Genomic DNA, 19,419 nt, shown 5'->3' with positions numbered 1-19,419 from the left:
ATGGCCGCGAGCCCGAATGCCTTCACCGCCAGCCTGCGCGCACGCGAGCCCGTGACCATGGTCAATGTGGGCGGACGCAATCCCGACCTGATGCCGCTGCTTGCACGCCACGGTGCGGATGCGGCCTTCATCGACTGCGAACGCACCGGGATCGGGCTGGATGCGGCCGCGGAGCTGATCGTCGCCGCGCGTGCCTGCGGCCTGCCCGCGGCCGTGCGCTCCCATTCGCGCGCGGGCCCCGAGCTGATTCGGCTGCTGGACCGCGGCGCCGATGCGCTCGTCGTGCCGCACATCGAGACCGCGGCCCAGGTCGAGGAGGCCGCGGAACTCGTGCGCTACGCCTGCGGCGAGGACGCGATCCGCAAGTCGCTGGTGATCCAGATCGAGACCCGGTCATCCCTCGAGTCGCTGCAGGCGATCGCCGCGGTCCCGGGCGTGGATGCCTTCCTCATCGGTCCGAACGACATCGCCTACGAACTGGCCGGCCGACGCGGACGCCACACGCCGCAGACCCTCGCGGCCATCGACGAGGCCTGCGCCACCCTGCACGGCCTCGGTCGGAGCTTCGGCTATCCGGCCACGACCGAGGAACTGCCCTTGTTCCAGCGCCGTGGCGCCAACCTGCGCTACGTCTCGGTGGACTGGCTCATCGAGGCCGGCATGCGCGCCTGCGTCCCCCAAGAGCCGATCGGAGCACGGCCATGACGCGGACCGTGCGCCTCGAGGACCTGGACCTCGCCACCTATGTGCGGCCCGGCGACGGCATCGTGTTCGGCCAGGGCACGGGCGAGCCGCTGAGCCTGACCGAGAGACTGGTGGCGCAGCGCGCCGCCTTCAGCGGCGCCGGCGTGTTCTTCTGCACCACCGCCTTCTCCAGCACCTTCGGCCCGAAGCACGCAGACCACCTGCGCTTCAGCGGCATCGGCGGCATCGGGTCGCTCAGGAAGCTCGTGGCCGCGGGCGCGCTCGATCCCATGCCGTGCCACTTCTCGTCGATCGGCCCGATGCTCGAGGCCGGGCAGATCCGCAGCGACGTGGTGATGCTGCTCGTGAGCCCCGCCAATGCGCGCGGCGAGCACAGCTTCGGCCTGGTCAACGACCATCTGCGCACGGCCCTGCGCCGCGCCCGCGTCGTGATCGCCGAGGTGAGCGCGAACGTGCCCTGGACGCCCTGCGACGAACCGCTGCGCGCCGACGAGATCTCGGTGGCCGTGCCCACCGATCGCATGCCGATCGAACTGCCCACGGCGCGCTTCGGCGCGATCGAGCGGCAGATCGCCTCGAGGCTGGCCGACGCCATTCCCGATCGGGCGACCTTGCAGATCGGCGTCGGTGCGATTCCCGAAGCCGTCGTCGCGATGCTGTCCGATCGCCGCGACCTCGGCATCCATTCGGGAATGATCGGCGACTCGGTCGTCGACCTGGTGGAAAGCGGCGCCATCAGCAATGCGCACAAGGGCATCGATCCCGGCGTGACCGTCACCGGCATGCTGTTCGGCACCCGGCGCCTCTACCGCTTCGCGCACGAGAACCGGGGCCTGCGCCTGTGCCACGCGAGCTACACCCACGCCGCCGCGACGCTGGCGCGCGTCAAGCGACTCGTGTCCATCAACTCGGCGCTCGAGGTCGACCTGACCGGACAGGTCAACGCCGAAGCGATCGAGGGCGACCACATCGGCGCGGTCGCGGGGCAGGTCGATTTCGTGCGCGCCGCATCGCAATCGGACGGCGGGGTCTCGATCATCGCGCTGCCCTCCACCGGGAAGGACGGCCGCTCTAAGATCGTCAGCCGGCTCCATGGGCCGGTGACGACGGCCCGCAGCGATGTCGACGTGATCGCCACCGAGCACGGCATGGCCCGGCTGCGAGGGCTGACGATCCGCGAGCGCGTGGCGGCCATGGTGTCGATCGCGGCGCCCGAGCACCGCGAGGCGCTGCAGCGCGAAGCAGGAGCACTGCTTCGCCGCGCGTGAGCGAATCAGGGCGCCGCAATCACCGGAAAGTCCGTCCCCAACCACTTCTGATAAAGCTTGTTGAGCTCGCCATTCGCGCGGTTGCGCGCGACGAACTCGTCGAGCGTCTTTTTCAGCTCGGCCTGGCCGGGCCGCATGGCGATGGCCATGACCTGCTCGCGCACGGTGAACTTCTTCTCGTAGGTGTCGGGCGGCACGCGCTTGGCGATCTGCGCGGCGACGGTGGTGGAGCAGCCGATCGCATCGACCTGGCCCGAGATCAGCGCCTGCATGCCCGAGGCATCGTCGTCGAAGCGGCGGATCTCGGTGCCCTCGGGCGCCATGGCGGTCAGCGCCACGTCCTGGACGCTCGCGCGCGCCACGCCGATGCGCCGCCCCTTGAGGTCGGCCGCGCTCTTGATGTCGACCTTTTTCGCGCCGTACAGGATCACGGTGGCGGTCGCATAGGGCGACGAGAAGTCGACCTACTTGGCGCGCTCGGGCGTGATCGCGAGCGAGGCCACGAGCAGGTCGACCTTGTTGGTCAGCAGGAACGGGATGCGGTTGGGGCCGGTGACGGGCACGAGGTTGAGCTTGACGCCGAGGTCCTTGGCCAGCAACCGCGCGACGTCGGCGTCGTAGCCGTCGGGCTGGTTCTGCGCATTGGTGGTGCCGTAGGGCGGAAAGTCCACGAGCAGCCCGACCGTGAGCTGGCCCTTCTTCTGGATTTCCGCGGCGCTTTGCGCCACGGCGGCACCGGACAGGCCGGCCATGGCGGCCCCGGCCGCGACCGCCAGCAGTTGCCGGCGCGACATCGAATCGAACATGTGAGTCTCCTTGTGAATGGGTCGGCAGGGCACGACGAGAGGACGAGGCGGTCTCGTCACATCACGCCGAAGGTCTCGAAGGCCTCGACCGTGCTCATGCCATTGCGGATGGCGGTGCGCACCGCGTTCTCGGTGCTGGCCTTCTCAAGCGCGCGACGCAAGGCCTCGACCTCGGCTTCCTTCGGCACGATCAGCACGCCGTCCTGGTCGCCGAAGACGATGTCGCCCGGACGCACGCGCACGCCCTGGATCTCCACCGGCACGCGGTAGTCGACGACCTTGCCGCGCGGGCCCTGGTCCTGCGAATAGCCGCCGAGCGAGAAGACCGGCAGGCCCAGCTCCAGCACCTCGTTGGTGTCGCGCGAGTAGCCGTCGAGCACCGCGCCCGCCGCCTTCAGGTGCTGGGCGCGCGTGGTCATGAGCCCGCCCCAGAGCGCGAACTGCGGCGCGCAGCCGGTGGCGACGTAGACCTCGTGGGGCTTCAGGTCGTCGAGCGCCTCGAACAGCAGGCCGAAGGGCTGCCGGCTCAGCGGCGTCTTGCCCTCGGGCTCGGTGCGCGCGAAGCAGTTGGTCTCGAGCACCGGCATCGCGCGGCCCGCGATCACCATCGAGCGCTCCACCGGCCGGATGGCGGGCGGCAGGAACTGCCGCAGCAGCCCCATGGTGTCGAGGATGTCGCCCACGACGGCGGGGAACAGCTTGGTCTTCATGAGCTGGAACAGCTCGTCATCGTCTTTCCACATGCTTGTCTCTTCGTTCGGTCAGCCAGTCGATCAATGGCCCGATTGAACGGGGCGCCCGCCTCGGTCGCAAGCTCTCACCCTATATGATAGGTAGCCATGACCGCCCACCCCTTCGTCCTGGACAAGCTCGAGCGCGTGCCGCTGTCGGAGCAGGCCGTGCAGAGCCTGCTCGGCTACATCGAGCGCTCGCGGCTGGCGCCCGGCGCCGCGCTGCCCGGCGAAGGCCGGCTGGCCGAGATCCTCGGCGTGAGCCGGCCCGTGGTGCGCGAGGCGCTGCGCACGCTCAAGGGCATGGGGGTGGTCGACATCGCCAACGGCAAGAGCCCGATCATCCGGCGCGACCTCGACGCCACCGCGATGTCGATCTACTTCGCGCGCGCGCTGCAGGTGCTCGACAACTCCACCGAGGACCTGATGGCCGTGCGCGCGGCGCTGGAAGGTCAGTCCGCGGCGCTCGCGGCCGCGCGCCGGCAGCCGGCCCAGATCGAGCGCATGACGGCGCTGGTGACGCGCATGCAGGGCTGCCTGCGCGACCCGGCCACCTATGCGGCGCTCGACACCGAGCTGCACGTCGAGATCGCGCGCGCCAGCGGCAACCCCTTGCTGTGGCAGATGATCGGCTCGATCCGCGCGTCGCTGGAATCGCTGTCGCGCCAGGGCATGGAACGGCGCAAGACCCGCAAGAGCCTGCAGCAGGTGCAGGATGGCCACGCTGAACTCGTGGCCCGCATCTGCGAGGGCGACGTGGCCGGCGCCGCGGCCGCCATGCAGGCCCACATGGCGGCGGCGCTGCATGCGCTGCTGCGCGAACCTCAGGCGTGATCGGTCGAGCGCGTCACCGCTTCCCAGGCATCGATCTCATCGGACATCGCCGCGAGCTTGGCGCGCACGAGCCCCAGTGCATCGGTGCCCAGCAGCAGGTGCGCCGGCGGATTCGACGCATCGACCAACGCGAGCAGCGCCTGTGCCGCCTTCGCGGGGTCGCCGGTCTGCGCCCCGCTCTTGGCCTGCCTGGCCTCGCGGATGGGATCGAAGAGCGCGTCGTAGTCCGCGATGCTGCGCTCCGCTCGCACCATCGAGCGCCCGGCCCAGTCGGTGCGGAACGAGCCCGGCGCGACGGCGGTGACATGGATGCCGAAGCCCGCGACTTCCTTGCCAAGCACTTCGGAGATGCCCTCGAGCGCGAACTTGCTGCCGCAGTAGTAGGCGATGCCGGGCATGGTGATGAAGCCGCCCATCGAGGTAATGTTGACGATGTGGCCGCGGCGGCGCGTGCGCATCGAGGGCAGCACGGCCTTGATCATGGCGACGGCGCCGAAGACGTTCACGTCGAACTGGCGTTGCATCTCGGCCAGGCTGGACTCCTCGAGCGTTCCCTCGTGCCCGTAGCCCGCGTTGTTGACCAGCACGTCGATGGGCCCGTGCTGGGCGAGCAGTTGGGGAACGGAACGCTCGATCGCTTCGAAATCGGTGACGTCGAGCAGCACGGCATGCGATCGGCCGGGCGCGCTGCGCTCGAACGCTTCCTTGTTGCTTTCGCTCCTGACGGTACCGAGCACCGTGTGCCCCTGCGCGAGGGCGGCTGCCGCGAAGGCTTTTCCGAATCCCGAGTTGACGCCCGTGATGAGGAAGGTTCTGGATGTGGTCTGGGTCATGGTCGGCTCCTTGAAGATCAGGCACCGATCGTAGAAATCGCAGCACGGTCGCGATATGCCGAGTCGCACACATGGCTTGCCTAGAACTACGAAGCCGTGGACCCGGCGGCCCGGCTGTGGCAGATTCGCGGCTCCCATGAACGACGCTCGTCCTCGCAACGCACCGCCCACGGTCTCCCATGTGCAGCAGCAGATGGTCGATCTGGTGCAGCCCCTGGCGCCGATCGAAGGCTACAACCTGACCGTGCTGCCCGATGTCCGGATCCTCCGCTCCGACCGGCCGCTGGCCCGCGCGCCGGTGCTCTACGAGCCCGGCATCGTCATCGTGCTGCAGGGCCGCAAGCGCGGCTTCCTCGGCGACGAGGTCTACCTCTACGACGCGCAGCACTACCTGGCCGTGTCGGTGCCCGTTCCCTTCTCGATGGACACGGACGCATCGGCGCAGGAGCCGCTGCTGGCGATCTACTTCCGCCTCGACTTCCAGGTCGCGGCGGAACTGATGATGAAGCTCGACGAGCACGGGTCCGACGAAGGCGCGGCGCCCAAGGGCCTGATGTCGACCCCGATGGACGAGCGCCTGGCCCGCGCCGTGCTTCGCTTCCTCGAGGCGATGAACTCGCCGCTCGAGGCCCCCATCCTGGGTCCCGACGTGGTTCGCGAGATCTACTTCCGCGTTCTCACCGGCGAGCAGGGCAGCGCCATCCGGGCTTCGCTCACGCGCCAGGGCCATTTCGGCAAGATCGCGAAGGCCATCCGCACCATCCATGCGCGCTTCGACCAGAAGCTCGACATCGACGGTCTCGCCGACGAAGCCGGCATGAGCCCCACCTCGTTCCACGCGCACTTCAAGGCCGTCACGTCGACCTCGCCGATCCAGTACCTGAAGACCACGCGCCTGCACCAGGCCCGGCTGATCATGGCCCGCCACCAGGTCACGGCCGCGCATGCCAGCGCGCAGGTGGGCTACGAAAGCCCCTCGCAGTTCAGCCGCGAGTTCAAGCGCATGTTCGGCCGCGGCCCGGCCGAGGAGGCCGCGCGCATGCGCGAGGCGTTCGCACGGCCCGATCCCTCGCCGCATGCGCTGTACGTGGCCGCGCACTGAATGCCATGACGCCGCTTCCGCCGCTCAACCCGCTGAAGATGTTCGAGGCCGCGGGGCGCCTGCTGAGCATCTCGAAGGCGGCCGAGGAACTGTTCGTGACGCCTGCGGCCGTCAGCCGGCAGATCCGCGTGCTCGAGGAGTTCCTGAACTTCCAGCTCTTCCGCCGCGAGCATGGCGGCCTGTCTCTCACGCCCGCGGGCGCGAAATACCTGTCGGAGATCACGCCCCTCTTCATGGCCCTGCGGGAGACCACCAATGCCGCGATGGGTGGCGGCTACCGGCGGCGCGTGCTGCGGATCCGCTCGCCGGCCACCTTCGCGGTGCGCTGGCTGATTCCGCGGCTCGCGGGCTTCCATCAACTGCACCCGGGCATCGACGTCCAGCTGACCGCATCGGCGGCGCCGCTGGACTTCAGCCGTGAGGACATCGACGCCGGCATCGAACTCGGCGACGGCCACTGGCCACGACTGATCGTGCAGAAGCTGGTGCCTAACGAGCTCGTGCCGGTCATGTCGCCGCGCGCTGGCGCCGCCGGTCCGCGGGAGCCGCGCGCGCTGGCCTCCGAGACGCTGCTGCACTCGCTCGCGCGCATCGACGACTGGGCGCTGTGGCTGCGCGCGGCCGGCGCGCCCGGCGTCAACGCCTACCAGGGCATGAAGTACGAGACCTCGCTGCTGTCCTACCAGGCGGCGGTCGAGGGGCATGGCGTGGCCATGGCGCAGAAGGCGCTGGTCGAGAAGGACCTCGCCGAGGGAAGGCTGGTGATGCCGTTCGGGCTCGCGCTCGATCGCGGCGATCACACCTACTACTTCGCCTCGCCCCGCGAGCGCGAGGAATCGGTCGAGCTGGCGGCGTTCCGGCGCTGGCTGGCGGACGCGGTCGCCGCGTCGAGCACCACGGTGCCCTCGGCGCTTTAACAAAAAGTCAAAGCCTCCGCAGCAAATGTCGTTTGCCCGCGAGGCAGCCGATTTCTATTCTCGAGCCTCGTTGAAACCACCCCCTGACGGTGGGCGCCGGCATACCGCCGGCTTCGAGAACAAGAGGCAAGAACAGATGTTGGGAACCAGTTTGGCCGGGCTGCGCGTGCTCGACTTCTCGCACGTCGTCGCGGGTCCGTTGTGCGGCATGCTGCTCGGCGATCTCGGCGCCGAGGTCGTCAAGATCGAGTCGCCCCAAGGCGAGATGGGGCGGCGCATCGGACCGCCCTGGCTCCACGGCGAGAGCGTGATCTCGCTCAGCGTGAACCGCAACAAGCAGGGCCTCGCGGTCGACCTCAAGACACCGCAGGGCCGCGACCTCGTGCGGCGCCTGATGGCTTCGGCGGACGTGGTCATCGAGAGCTTCAGGCCCGGCGTGATGAAGCGCTTCGGCCTCGACTTCGACAGCGTGCGCGAGGCCAATCCCTCGCTGGTCTACTGCTCGATCTCGGCCTACGGGCAGCACGGTCCTTCGAGTGGCAAGGCCGGCGTCGACGGAATCATCCAGGCGGTCGCGGGCTTGATGAGCACGCTAGGCCCGGCGGGGTCGCCGCCCTCGAAAGTCCCGAGCCCCGTCGCCGACATGGCGACCGGCTACCTCGCGACCATCGCGATCCTCGGCGCGCTCGTCCCGGTGCGGCAGGGACGCGAGGGCCAGCACATCGACGTCAGCCTCTACAACGCCACGCTGATGCTCCAGCAGGTGGGACTTGCGTCCTACCTGGCCAGCGGCATCGAGCCCGGCAAGAGCGGAAGCGCAGCGCCGTACGCGGCGCCGAACGAAGCCTTTCCGACCGCCGATGGCTGGATCATGGTGGCGGCCTACCAGCCCGAGCGCTGGAGCGCGCTTTGCAATGCCATCGGCCAGCCCGCGCTCGAGAGGGACCCGCTGTTCGCGGACAACGTGTCGCGGGTCAGGCATCGCGACGCGCTGTTCCAGCAACTGGCCGCGGCGTTCCAGCGGCGGCCGACCGAGGCCTGGCTCTCGACGCTCGAAGCGGTGGACATCCTCTGCGCGCCGATCGCCGGCTATGCGGAGGTCACGTCCTCGCTCCAGTACCGCGGCAGCGGCGTCGAAACCGTGATCGAGCATCCGATCGCCGGCGCGGTGCGCATGCCCGGATTCGCGATCGGAAACGCAGGCGGCGATGGCCCACGCGCCACACCGCCACCGCTCGTGGGACAGCACTCCGCGGCCGTGCTCGCGGCCTACGGCATCCCCGACGAAGAGATCGACGCGCTGTTGCGCTGCGGCGCCATCGCCACCCCCGCCACCCCCATCACTCCCTCCCGAAGCATCACCGCATGACCTCCTCCCCTTCCGACCTCGTCGCATCGCGCATCGATGGCGCCGTTCTCACGATCACCATGCAGTCCGCCGCCACCGGCAACGCACTGAACCTCGCGATGACCTCGGCGCTCGCCGATGCGCTCGAGCGCGTCAACGCGCACGAGGAGGTCCGCTGCGTGGTCCTGTGCGCCAGCGGCAAGAACTTCTGCACCGGCGGCAACGTCAACGACATGCGCGACGGCACCGACCTGATGGCGGGCAGCACGACGCAGGTGCGCGAACGGCTGCTCAAGAGCCTGCATCGCATCACGCACGCGGTCCACGGCATCGAGGTGCCGGTCATTGCCGCGGTCAACGGCCTCGCGATCGGCGCGGGCTTCGACCTGTCGCTCATGTGCGACGTGCGCCTGTGCAGCGAGGACGCCCGCTTCTCCGAGAGCTTCCTGCGCCTCGGGCTGGTGTCGGGCATCGGCGGCGCCTGGTTCCTGACGCGCCTCGTCGGCCTGTCGAAAGCCATGGAGCTCACGCTGACGAGCGAATTCATCGACGCGCAGGCCGCGCTGCGCCTGGGCGTCGTTTCCCAGGTGTTCGGCGCGGGCCAGCTCCAGGAGGAAGCACGCAAGCTCGCCGAGCGGATCGCGATGAATCCGCCGCATGGCATGCGCATGGCCAAGCGACTCGTGCGCGATGCCAGCCAGTCGACGCTGTCCGGCGCGCTCGAGCAGGCGGCCTCGATGCAGGCCATCCTGCTGTGCGGCGACGAGCACAAGAACGCGGTGCGCGGCTTCCTCGCGAACGCGCGCGGCGCCCGCTAGCCATCGAGAACGAGCAAGACAGGAGACAAGCAGATGAAGAACACCGCCAGCCAGATTTTCCGGATCGTCCGTTCGGCCTGCGTCCTCGCGGCCGCGACGATGGCGATGCCCGCCGTGTGGGCGCAAGCCGCCCCCTATCCGAGCAAGCCGATCGTCCTCGTCGTTCCCTTCGGCGCGGGCAGCGCCACCGACCAGCTCGCGCGGGCGGTCGGTGCCAGCGTCGCGGAGCGCCTCAAGCAGCCGGTCGTCGTCGAGAACAAGGGCGGCGCGAGCGGGCTCATCGCGAGCCAGGAGGTGGCCCGGGCCGCGGGCGACGGCTACACGGTGCTGATCACGACCAACACCACGCAGGTCGCGAACCCGCACCTGTTCAAGAAGCTTCCCTACGATCCGGTGAAGGACTTCAAGCCGGTGACCGGCCTGGGCCGCGGCGGCATGGTGCTCGTGGTGCGTCCGGACTCGCGGCTGAAGAGCCTCGCCGACGTCATCGCCGCCGCGCGCGCCGCTCCCGGAAAGCTGTCGTTCGGCGCCGGCAACTCGTCGAGCCGCATCGCCGGCGAGATGTTCAAGCAGATGAGCGGCACCGACCTGCTCTACGTGCCCTATCGCAGCAACCCCAGCGCCATGACCGACCTCATCGGCGGGCAGCTCGACCTGATGATCGTCGACACCGTGACGGGCATTCCGCAGATCGAGGGCGGGCGCCTGCGCGCGATCGCCGTCTCGTCCGCCAAGAGGGTGCCAGCGCTTGCCGGCGTGCCGACCTTCGACGAGTCGGGCATCAAGGGCTACGACCTCGGCTACTGGTTCGCGGCCTATGTGCCCGCCGCCACGCCGGCGCCCGTGGTGTCGAAATTGCGCGAGGCGTTGGCCGCCGCCGTCGTAGGCCCCCGGACGCAAAGCTTCCTGCAGGCCTCGGGCGCCTCCGCGTGGACGACCGAGCCCGAGGAACTCGCGAGATTCCAGGCCGCCGAGTCGCGCCGGTGGAGCGAGGTCATCAAGGCCGCAGGCATCGAGCCGGAGTGACCCACGCGCGGCTTTACTGAGGGCTGGTCGTGCGGCCCTGTCCCGTGGCTTGCGTGTTGGGGTTCTCGCCCATTCGGGAACTCGTCGTCGAGCTCGTTCCGGGGCGCGTCTTCTGGTTCGACGCCTTGCCCTGCGGCTTCAGGTTGCCACCCGACATCGAATTGCCCTGGCTGGTCGCGGAAGGCTGGGTGGTGGCCGAGGTGCCGCCATTCTTCGGTTGCGTCGCGACGCTGTCCGAGCTGTTCAGGCCCGGCCCGCCGCCGCCACCGCCGCTGCCACCGGACTGGGCCAGGGCGGGCACGACGGCCAGCGCGAAACCGCTGGCGCAAAGGATTCGAGTGATTCGGTTCATGGAGAAGACTTTCGTGAAGTGATGGAGAGAAGACTTCAATGGACCGCCACGCCGCATCGGCCCGGGTGGGGCATCCGCGCCCTCCCGTGTCAGCCAACGCGCATCCCGCGCGACCCACGCCATGAGACGCCGGTCTCCTACGGCCGGCCCGCGAACGCGCCGGCACGGTGACGGCCATGGCCTCCTCCTCGACCCCAACCATCCCCGCGACCCCAAAGCCCTCTCTCCCGCGCCTGTGCAAGGACGCCGTGATGGCATGGATCGACGATTTCGCGCCGAGCATGGGCGCGGCGATCTCGTACTACACGATGTTCTCGCTGGCGCCGCTGCTGGTGATCGTGATCGCGATCGCCGGCGCGCTGTTCGGCGCCGAAGCCGTGCAGGGCCAGATCGCGGCGCAGCTCTCGGGCCTGATCGGCGCGGAAGGCGCGCTCGCGGTGCAGGGGTTGATCCGCAGCGCCAGCGAACCCTCGCGCGGGCTGGTGGCTGGCGCGATCAGCATCGTCGTGCTGGTCGTCGGCGCGACCACGGTCTTCGCCGAACTGCAGAGCGCGCTCGATCGCATCTGGCATGTGCCCGAGCGCGCGAAGCCGCAGGGCGTGTGGGGCATCCTGCGCGCGCGCGGTGCTGTCGTTCGGACTGATCCTCGGCCTCGCGTTCCTGCTCATGGTCTCGCTCGTGGTGAGCGCGGCGCTGGCCGCCCTGGGAAGCTGGAGCGCCGCGCTGCTGCCGGGATGGGAGGCGCTGCTGCAGGGCGTCAACATCCTCGTCTCGCTCGCGATCCTCACCGTGCTGTTCGCGATGATCTTCAAGTTCATGCCGAGCGCGCCGATCGCCTGGCGCGACGTGTGGGTCGGCGCCGGCGTGACCGCCGTGCTGTTCGAGATCGGCAAGGTGCTGATCGGCCTGTACCTCGGCAAGAGCGGCGTCAACGAATCCTTCGCGGCCGCGGGCTCGCTGGTGGTGCTGCTGGCGTGGGTCTACTACGCGGCGCAGATCTTCCTGCTGGGCGCGGAGTTCACCAAGGTCTATGCCAATGCCCATGGGTCGGTGGCCGCGAGCAAGGCGCAGGCGGCCACGCAAGAAGCCGCGCGGCAGGCGGAAGTGGGCACGGACAGCCTGGGCCCGGGCGTGCGCGTGTCCCCCAAGGATGCTCCTCGCGCACCGCGCGGGCTGGCAGCGCCCCTGGCCATGTTCGCCGGCGGCGCGCTGTTCATGGCGGTGGCGATGCGGCGGATCAGGCCGGCACGGGTGCCGCGAAGCTAGCGGCGCCAGCCATCGCGAGTGCGGTGGGTTTCTTGCGCGACGCGCGCCGGCGGCTCACGTAGTCGGGATGGAAGCAGCGCCGGCTGCCATCCTCGAAAGCCACCGTGACCATCCCGTCGGTCGATGCCACGACGACGCCGGCGCCGAAGCGCTTGACCTTCACGGGATCGCTCTCGGCGAAGGGAATGCGCTCGCGCTTCGCAGCCTTGGCGGTCTCTTCGCTCACCACGATGGGCTGCGCCATCGCGGCTTCGTGGGCCGCGATGCGCCGGCAGTTGTCGCAGGTGCCGCAGCGCTTGGCGGTGGCCGAGGGATCGAGGTCGTCGAGCAGCAGCTGCCAGCGGCACTGGCCCGACTGCGCATAGGCGAGCATGCGCTCGAGGGTCTCGCGGTCCTGCTCGCGCCGCGCCTTGTAGCCGTCGAGCATGGCGCCGAAGTCGGCGCGCTCGGCCATCGCCTGGCGCAGCGCGATGCGCCCGCGACGGTCGATGGCGAGCAGCTTCTGCTGCCGCAGCAAGGCGATCGCGGCCTGCATGCGCGTGCGCGGACGCTCCAGCGCATCGAGCAGGTTCGCGGCGGTCCAGCCTTCGGCCGTTGATGGCTCCGCGAGCAGTTGCCGGTACACGGCATCGAGGTCCTCGAGCTGCGGATAGCGGCCCGCGAGAAAGAACTGCTGCACCGACCGGTCCTTGGCGTGGAACAGCAGCACGCAGCGCGCGCGCTCGCCGTCGCGGCCCGCGCGGCCGGCCTCCTGGTAGTAGGCATGCAGGCTCGACGGCATCTGGCAATGCACGACGAAGCGGATGTCCGGCTTGTCGATGCCCATGCCGAAGGCATTGGTCGCGACCATCACGCGCGCGCTGCCCGCCATGAACGCTTCCTGCGCCTCGGCGCGCTCGCGCGCGCCGAGCTTGCCGTGGTAGAGCGCGACCGATTGATCGGCCGCCTTCAAGGCGTCGAAAGCCTCCTGCGCGGCCTTCACCGTGGCGGCGTAGACGATGCCGCTGCCGGCCTCCTCGCGCACCAGTTCGACGATGCGGCGCTGGCGATCGGGCTCCTGCGTCATCTGCTCGACCGCGAACTGCAGGTTGGCGCGGTAGGCGCCGGTATCGATGAGGCCGGCGCGCGGAATGCCCAGGTTCTTCATGACATCCGCCGCCACCTCCTCGCCCGCGGTGGCCGTGAGCGCGAGCACGGGCGGGTTGCCGAGCGCGCGGACGGCGGGGCCGATCTCGAGGAAGGCGGGCCGGAAGTCATGGCCCCACTGGGAAATGCAATGCGCCTCGTCGACCGCCACCAGCGCCACGGGATGGGCCGACAGGCGCTGCATGAACGCGGGGTCCGACAGACGCTCGGGCGTGACCAGAACGATGCGCGCGCTGCCGTCGTCGATCGCCTGTTCGGCCCGCTCGAGTTCGTCGGCGCTCAGTGCGCTGTTGACCTGCACGGCGGCGATGCCCAGTTCCTGCAGCTTGTCGCACTGGTCCTTCATCAGCGCGATGAGCGGCGACACCACCAGCGTGCGGCCCTCAAGCAGCAGGGCCGGCAGCTGGTAGCACAGCGACTTGCCGGCGCCGGTGGGCATCACGGCCAGGGTCGAGCGGCCGGCCATCACGCGCTCGATGACCTCGGCCTGGCCCGCACGCAGGCGGGCATGGCCGAACACGTGGCGCAGCGTGTGCTTCAGGCGCGCGGCCGCATCGGGAACGCCTGGCATCAGGCGGTCTCTTCGTCGTCGTCCTCGCCGTCGTTCTCGTCGGCAAGTTCTTCGGGATTCAGCGCTTCGGGATCGTCGACGGCGTCGGCGACTTCCATCGCGGCGTCCGGGAAGACGCCCACCCGGTCGGGCAGGATGTCCGCGTTGGTCGCCGGCTCCTCGCCGCCGTCGATGACCGCGCGGTCGTCGCCCGCGGCATCGCTGCCGCTGTCGCTGGAATCGCTGGGGCCGAGGGCGTCGGCGTCGGTGCCCTTGGGGGCGGTCGGGGCGTGCTCGCCGCCGAGGATGCTGCTGGTTGCCATGTGCGTCGTTTCCTTTGGAGACAGGTGCACAGACTGGGAGCCATCGGGCGCGTCGGAAGTAGGAGATTCGCGCATCCGGGCCGCCATCGATGTCTACGGCTGCGGGTCGCCTCGACGGACGCCTCAGACCGGCGGGTAGCTCCCGGTCCCGTCGGGCCAGCGCGTGAGCACCTCGTGGCCCTCGGGCGTGACCGCCACCATGTGCTCCCACTGGGCCGAAAGCGAGCGGTCCTTCGTCACCACAGTCCAGCCATCGGGCAGGTGGCGGATCTCGCGCCCGCCCGCGTTGAGCATCGGCTCGATGGTGAACACCATGCCCGGCACGAGCCGCAGGCCCTCGCCGCGGCGTCCGTAGTGCAGCACCTGCAGGTCCTCGTGGTAGACCTGCCCGATGCCGTGGCCGCAGAACTCGCGCACCACGCCGAAGTGCTCGCGCTGCGCCACCGACTGGATCGCGTGGCCGACGTCGCCCAGCGTGGCGCCGGGCCTGACGGCGAGGATGCCGGCGCGCATCGCCTCGTAGGTCGTTTCCACCAGCCGGCGCGCGAGCACGCTCGGCGCGCCGACGAAGTACATGCGGCTGGTGTCGCCGAACCAGCCGTCCTTGATGACGGCCACGTCGATGTTGACGATGTCGCCCTTCTTCAGGATCTTGTCGGGCGAGGGAATGCCGTGGCAGACCACCTGGTTGACCGAGGTGAGGATGGTCTTCGGATACCCCAGGTAGCCCACATTGGCCGGAACGAGCCCCTGCACGTTCACGATGTAGTCGTGACAGATGCGGTCGAGGGTTTCGGTGCTCACGCCCGGCACCACGTGCGGCTCGATCATGGCGAGCACTTCGGCCGCGAGGCGGCCGGCCTGGCGCGCCTTCTCGATCTCTTCGGGGGACTTGATGTGGATGCCGGAAGCCATGGATGCTCGAACCTCAATGCGCTTCGAATATACGAAACATATATGAATCATACATGTTCCGTAGCATCCACCCTCGCCCGCAAGGAGGGGCCGGCGTGACACGGGCGCTGCCTATACTGGTTCGCAGGAGGGGAACATGCTGTCATTCATCCGCCGCCTTTTCGACCGGAAGCCCGGCACCGAACAGGTCGCCCGATTGCTCCTGCAGGAACTGCAACGCCTGCTGCCCGACGAGAAGCTCGTCCTCGATCCCGAGCAGTTCCTGATCCGCCGCGCCGACGGCGGCACGGTCTACCTGCACAACCTCTACACCGACTATTGCCAGGCCCGGCCGGCGGAGCGCCGCGAGCAGATCGAGCGCTTCGCGCTGGGGGTGGCGGGCATCGGCAGCGACCGGCCCGCCGACTTCGACGAGGCCCGGCCGCGGCTGCTGCCGATATTGCGGCGCCTCGCCGGCGTGGACCTCGCGCGGATCTCGCATGGCGACTTCTCGAAGAAGCTCGAGGACACCATGGCGTGGAGCCCGTTCTCGCCGACGCTGGGCGCGGCCGTCGCCATCGACAGCGACCACGCGATCGCGCAGGTGAGCAACGACGACCTCGAGCGCTGGGGCATCGGCTTCGAGCAGGCCTTCGAGATCGCGGTCGACAACCTGCGCCACAAGGCCGCGCCGGCCTTCGGCCAGCTCGCGCCCGGGCTCTACGTGTCGAACTACGGCGACTACTACGACGCCGGCCGCATCTTCCTGCACGAGTTGGCCTGGCAGCTGCCGCTCGATGGCGACCCGGTGGCGATGGCGCCGAACCGCACCTGCCTGCTGGTCTGCGGTGCCGGCGATGCGGACGCACTCGAGAACATGATCGCCACCGCGCGCCGGGTGCTGCGCGAACAGTCGCGCCCGCTGAGCGCCGAGATGTTCAGGCTGCGCGACAAGACCTGGTCGCTGTGGACCCCACCCGGGCAGGCCGGCGTGCAGCTCACGGCGCTGCTGCGCGAGGAAAAAGCGGTCGACTACAACGACCAGCAGGAGGTGCTCGAGAAGGCCCACGAGGCGGCGGGCGTCGACGTCTTCGTCGCCAAGCACAGCCTGCTGCAGCGCGACTCCGATGGCGCCGTGATCAGCTATGCGGTGCTGCCCAAGGGCGTCGACACCTGGCTGCCCGAGGCCGACCTGGTCTTTCTCTGCGAGGTCGCGGGCGAAACCCCGACCATCGTCGCGTGGCCACATTTCGCCGAGCATGCGGGCCACCTGCTCGAGCGGCTGCCGCTGGCCGTGCCGCGCTGGAAGGTGCTCGGCTATCCCGAGGGCGACTGCCTGCGGCGGCTGCGGGAACTGGCGACGACGGTGGAGGCCGTGCAGCGCCAGTGAGTGGAGCGGCGGCCGCCGTCGCGGTCAGCCCGCCGCATCCTCCGCGCCGTCGAGCAGTCGCGCGGCCTCCTGCAGGTCGGTCGTCTCGAAGCCCTCGGTGAAGTTGGCGAACACCTCCGCGAGCAGATCCCGGCCCTCCTGCGCGCGCTCGCCATCGGCCCAAAGCCGCGCCAGGTCCATCGCCACGCGCAGCTCCCACGAGCGCGCGCCCTGCTGGCGGCTGACGGCCAGCGCTTCGTCCAGGCATTGCCGCGCGTGCGCGAGGCGCGGGGCCGGCCCGCCCGACAGGGCGCGCGCCTTCACGCGCAGCAGCTCCGGCAGGTTGTAGAGGTCGCCCTTGGCATGGACCAGCGCAAGCGTGTCGTCCATCAGGGCCAGGGCTTCGTCGTGCCGGCCGGTCATGACCAGGCCTTCCGCGAGCGTGAGGTTGAAGGCCGAGGTCAGCAGCTCGTAGCGCGATTCGCGCAGCTCGACCAGGCAGCCCTGCAGGGCGCGCACGCCCTGCTCCGCATCGCCGCGCCGCACGCAGAGCTCGCCCTTCACGCCGCGGCCCACCGCGAGGTAGGGCGTGAGCGAGTGCGATTCGGCGAAGGCGATGAAGCTGTCGATGTCGCGCTCGGCGCGCTCGAGATCGCCGGCCCAGAGATAGACCGACACGGCCCAGATCAGCGCGATGCACAGCGTGACCGGATGGTTGAGCGCGCGCGCCTCGTCGACCGCGCGCTGCGCCAGCGCCATCGCCTGCGAGGGATGGCCCTGCAGCCACAGGGTGCGGGCCAGCGAGATGCAGGCGCGGTTGTGGAAGTCGAAGCCCGAGTAGATGCTGGTGCCCTGCCGCGACAGCGTCGACCCCGCGATCGCGGCCTCGAGAAAATGCCGCGCGCCGGCCTGGTCGCCCAGCAGGTGGTTCGACAAGCCCACGAGCGAATCCGCGGTGGCGCGGGCGGTCGGGTCGTCGATCGAGGCCGCCACGCGCGCGCAGCGCTTGGCGTAACTCAGCGACTCCACGAAATCGCCGATGCGCTCGTGGAAGATCTGCAGCCGCGCCAGCAGCTGGACCTGGCTCGCGCCGTCGCCGAGCGCCTCGGCCACCTGCAGGCTGCGCTCGAGCGCATGCCGCACCTCGTCGCTGTTGCCGCGCGTGAACATCTGCGAGAGGCCCACGGCCGCCTGCAGATGCATCTCGACCGCGCTGCCGCGCGCGGCGGGCGTGAGTTCGGCCAGCGCGCGCTTCGACCAGGCATGGCATTCGGCCAACAGCGACATCGCCATGAAGGCCGGTACGGCCGCCACCACCAGCGAGAGGCCCAGGTCCTTGTCGCCGCCGCGATCGAAGCACCAGGCGAGCGCCGAGCGCACGTTTCCGAGGTCGGCCAGATCGGAGGCGCGCGCGGTGTCGCCCGAGAACGCATCGTGCTCGGCGGCCATGCGCTCGAGCCGCGTGCGGAAGTGCAGCGCATGGCGGCGCGCGCTCGCCTCGGCGGTGTGTGCATCGGCCTTGGCGAGCGCATAGGCGCGCGTGCTCTCGAGCAGGCGGTACTGCGCGGAGCCGCCCGCGCGATGCACCGCGAGCAATGATTTCTCGGCCAGGCTCGCGATCGCGTCGACCACCTGCGCCTGCGTCAACACATCGTCGGCCACCACCTGCCGCGCGGCCTCGAGCGAGAAGCGGCCGACGAAGACCGCGAGCCGGCACAGCACCGCGCGCTCGCGCGGGTCGAGCAGCTCGTAGCTCCAGTCCAGCGTGGCCTGCAGCGTCTGGTGGCGTGGCCGCGCCGTGCGCTGGCCGAGCCACGACAGCGCCAGCCGCTCGTCGAGCAGCGCGGCGGTCTGGCGCAGGCCATAGGTCGTCACGCGGCGTGCCGCGAGCTCGATCGCGAGCGCGAGGCCGTCGAGCTTCCTGCAGATGCCCGCGACGACCTGTGCGTCGGCATCGTCGAGCGCCGGCATCGCGCCGCTCGCGCCGGCCCGGTCCATGAACAGGCGCGTGGCCGGATACAGCAGCACGTCGCGCGCGAGCAGGCCGGGCTGGTCGGGCGGCGTGGCCAGCGGGTCGAGCGGATGGATGTGCTCGCCCGGCACGCGCAGCGCCTCGCGGCTGGTCGCGAGCAGGTGGATGCCGGGCGCGGCCTGGAAGATGCGTTCGGCCAGCGACGCGGCCGCCGCGATCACGTGCTCGCAGTTGTCGAGGATCAGCAGCATCCGCCGCCCGCGCAGGTAGGCAATGAGGCTGGGCACCGGATCGGCCGAGCGCACCGACAACCCGAGCATCGAGGCGATGGCGCTCGGCACCAGGCCGGGGTCGGCCAGCATCGAGAGGTCGACGAACACCACCGCGCCGTCGAAGCCGCTCAACATGTCTTGCCCCACGCGGATCGCGACCGAGGTCTTGCCCACGCCGCCCGAGCCCACGATGGTGACGAAGCGGCTCCTGGCGAGCTGCGCGGAAATCGCCGCGAGGTCCTTGGCGCGGCCCAGCAGTTCCAGCGGCTGCGCCGGCAGGCCCGGTTCGATCGGTCCCACCGCGGCTGGCGCGTCGGCCCGCATTTCGGGCGCGGCCTCGCCGCGCGTGACGCGTGCGACGAAGCAATAGCCGCGGCCCACCACGTTCGACAGGTAGCGCGCGCCGTCCTGGCCGTCGTTCAAGGCCTGGCGCAGCATCGTGATCTGGTAGCGCAGGCTGCCGTCGGACACCACCATGCCGGGCCAGGCGCGCGCCATCAGCTCCTGCTTGCTCACGATCGCGTTGGCCTTCGCGACCAGCACCAGCAGCACGTCCATCGCGCGACCGCCGAGCTCCACCGGTTCGCCGTCGCGCGCGAGCAGGCGTTCGCCCACGCGCAGCGTGAAGGGTCCGAAGTGAAGGATGTCGTCGGCCCCGGAGGGCGGTGCGTCGCTCATGGCGGGTGGGGGGTCTGCGGGCGTCGGGGCGCGCCGAGGATACCCGAGCCACAGCGCCGACACGGGCTTCGCGGGGCCGGCGCGCGGTGGATTTGTATGGCTGTGTGTCGCGCCGTGCTTCGAATACACAGGCATGCGAATCGGCCGATTCTTCACACATGCGGGATACATCGGCTGGCTTCAATCGAGTGGCTTTCACTTCACAGAGA

The 19,419-nt window shown here is 69.9% G+C and carries 16 protein-coding genes and 2 pseudogenes; 10 read left to right on the top strand and 8 right to left on the bottom strand.

Annotated features, from left to right (window positions below; all coding sequences use genetic code 11):
- Both ACHMXE_RS07970 and ACHMXE_RS07965 read left to right on the top strand, forming a co-directional pair.
- Entirely contained in the window at positions 1–705 is a 705-nt protein-coding gene (locus ACHMXE_RS07970; protein WP_395345389.1) for an aldolase/citrate lyase family protein, read from the top strand.
- On the top strand, positions 702–1,973 hold the full coding sequence (locus tag ACHMXE_RS07965) for an acetyl-CoA hydrolase/transferase family protein (protein ID WP_395345386.1): 1,272 nt from the start codon (positions 702–704) through the stop codon (positions 1,971–1,973). Before ACHMXE_RS07970 ends, ACHMXE_RS07965 begins: the two co-directional genes overlap by 4 nt.
- A gap of 5 nt (positions 1,974–1,978) precedes the next feature.
- Here the strand turns inward: ACHMXE_RS07965 and ACHMXE_RS07960 are convergent.
- Together ACHMXE_RS07960 and ACHMXE_RS07955 are read right to left on the bottom strand one after the other, a co-directional pair.
- A pseudogene (locus tag ACHMXE_RS07960) lies at positions 1,979–2,725 on the bottom strand (transporter substrate-binding domain-containing protein).
- 110 nt (positions 2,726–2,835) lie between these two features.
- Entirely contained in the window at positions 2,836–3,522 is a 687-nt protein-coding gene (locus tag ACHMXE_RS07955; protein ID WP_395345383.1) for an RraA family protein, read from the bottom strand.
- A 96-nt stretch (positions 3,523–3,618) separates the two neighbouring features.
- On the opposite strand from ACHMXE_RS07955, the gene ACHMXE_RS07950 reads away from it, so the two are divergent.
- On the top strand, positions 3,619–4,344 hold the full coding sequence (locus ACHMXE_RS07950; RefSeq protein ID WP_203207964.1) for a FadR/GntR family transcriptional regulator: 726 nt from the start codon (positions 3,619–3,621) through the stop codon (positions 4,342–4,344).
- On the opposite strand, the gene ACHMXE_RS07945 is transcribed toward ACHMXE_RS07950, so the two are convergent.
- The gene (locus ACHMXE_RS07945) at positions 4,335–5,177 is read right to left on the bottom strand and encodes an oxidoreductase (RefSeq protein WP_395345380.1); all 843 of its coding nucleotides are present in this window, start codon (positions 5,175–5,177) and stop codon (positions 4,335–4,337) included. The two genes, ACHMXE_RS07950 and ACHMXE_RS07945, sit on opposite strands and share 10 nt — an antisense overlap.
- 136 nt (positions 5,178–5,313) lie before the next feature.
- On the opposite strand from ACHMXE_RS07945, the gene ACHMXE_RS07940 reads away from it, so the two are divergent.
- The 5 genes from ACHMXE_RS07940 (at position 5,314) to ACHMXE_RS07920 (ending at position 10,388) form a co-directional block, all read left to right on the top strand.
- Complete coding sequence (locus ACHMXE_RS07940; protein WP_395345377.1) at positions 5,314–6,279, top strand: AraC family transcriptional regulator N-terminal domain-containing protein; 966 nt, start codon at positions 5,314–5,316, stop codon at positions 6,277–6,279.
- A 5-nt stretch (positions 6,280–6,284) separates the two neighbouring features.
- On the top strand, positions 6,285–7,196 hold the full coding sequence (gene gcvA, locus ACHMXE_RS07935) for a transcriptional regulator GcvA (RefSeq protein WP_395345374.1): 912 nt from the start codon (positions 6,285–6,287) through the stop codon (positions 7,194–7,196).
- Between the two features lie 136 nt (positions 7,197–7,332).
- On the top strand, positions 7,333–8,565 hold the full coding sequence (locus ACHMXE_RS07930) for a CaiB/BaiF CoA transferase family protein (protein WP_395345371.1): 1,233 nt from the start codon (positions 7,333–7,335) through the stop codon (positions 8,563–8,565).
- Complete coding sequence (locus ACHMXE_RS07925; protein WP_395345368.1) at positions 8,562–9,362, top strand: enoyl-CoA hydratase-related protein; 801 nt, start codon at positions 8,562–8,564, stop codon at positions 9,360–9,362. Before ACHMXE_RS07930 ends, ACHMXE_RS07925 begins: the two co-directional genes overlap by 4 nt.
- 33 nt (positions 9,363–9,395) lie before the next feature.
- Positions 9,396–10,388 carry a Bug family tripartite tricarboxylate transporter substrate binding protein gene (locus tag ACHMXE_RS07920; protein WP_395345365.1) on the top strand — a complete coding sequence of 331 codons (993 nt, stop codon included), beginning with the start codon at positions 9,396–9,398 and terminating at the stop codon, positions 10,386–10,388.
- Between the two features lie 13 nt (positions 10,389–10,401).
- Here the strand turns inward: ACHMXE_RS07920 and ACHMXE_RS07915 are convergent, their stop codons facing one another.
- Positions 10,402–10,740: a hypothetical protein gene (locus ACHMXE_RS07915; RefSeq protein ID WP_395345362.1), complete on the bottom strand. Its 339-nt coding sequence runs from the start codon at positions 10,738–10,740 to the stop codon at positions 10,402–10,404.
- 251 nt (positions 10,741–10,991) lie between these two features.
- Between ACHMXE_RS07915 and ACHMXE_RS07910 the strand changes: the two are divergent.
- A pseudogene (locus tag ACHMXE_RS07910) lies at positions 10,992–11,799 on the top strand (YihY/virulence factor BrkB family protein); the annotation flags it as partial.
- Positions 11,800–11,977: 178 nt separating this feature from the next.
- Here the strand turns inward: ACHMXE_RS07910 and ACHMXE_RS07905 are convergent.
- The 3 genes from ACHMXE_RS07905 to map form a co-directional block, all read right to left on the bottom strand.
- The gene (locus ACHMXE_RS07905; RefSeq protein ID WP_395345359.1) at positions 11,978–13,723 is read right to left on the bottom strand and encodes a RecQ family ATP-dependent DNA helicase; all 1,746 of its coding nucleotides are present in this window, start codon (positions 13,721–13,723) and stop codon (positions 11,978–11,980) included.
- On the bottom strand, positions 13,723–14,025 hold the full coding sequence (locus ACHMXE_RS07900; RefSeq protein ID WP_395345356.1) for a hypothetical protein: 303 nt from the start codon (positions 14,023–14,025) through the stop codon (positions 13,723–13,725). Before ACHMXE_RS07900 ends, ACHMXE_RS07905 begins: the two co-directional genes overlap by 1 nt.
- A gap of 123 nt (positions 14,026–14,148) precedes the next feature.
- The gene (gene map / locus ACHMXE_RS07895) at positions 14,149–14,940 is read right to left on the bottom strand and encodes a type I methionyl aminopeptidase (protein WP_395345353.1); all 792 of its coding nucleotides are present in this window, start codon (positions 14,938–14,940) and stop codon (positions 14,149–14,151) included.
- Positions 14,941–15,076: 136 nt separating this feature from the next.
- Between map and ACHMXE_RS07890 the strand changes: the two genes are divergently transcribed.
- On the top strand, positions 15,077–16,309 hold the full coding sequence (locus tag ACHMXE_RS07890) for a hypothetical protein (RefSeq protein ID WP_395345350.1): 1,233 nt from the start codon (positions 15,077–15,079) through the stop codon (positions 16,307–16,309).
- A gap of 24 nt (positions 16,310–16,333) precedes the next feature.
- Here the strand turns inward: ACHMXE_RS07890 and ACHMXE_RS07885 are convergent, their stop codons facing one another.
- Positions 16,334–19,210, bottom strand: coding sequence for an ATP-binding protein (locus ACHMXE_RS07885; RefSeq protein ID WP_395345347.1), 2,877 nt, complete (start codon positions 19,208–19,210; stop codon positions 16,334–16,336).
- Between the last annotated feature and the right edge of the window lie 209 nt (positions 19,211–19,419).

Source organism: Variovorax sp. UC122_21 (assembly GCF_044056785.1).
In the GTDB taxonomy this organism is placed as follows: domain Bacteria; phylum Pseudomonadota; class Gammaproteobacteria; order Burkholderiales; family Burkholderiaceae_C; genus Variovorax.
This window is presented reverse-complemented; position numbering and strand designations above follow the sequence as displayed.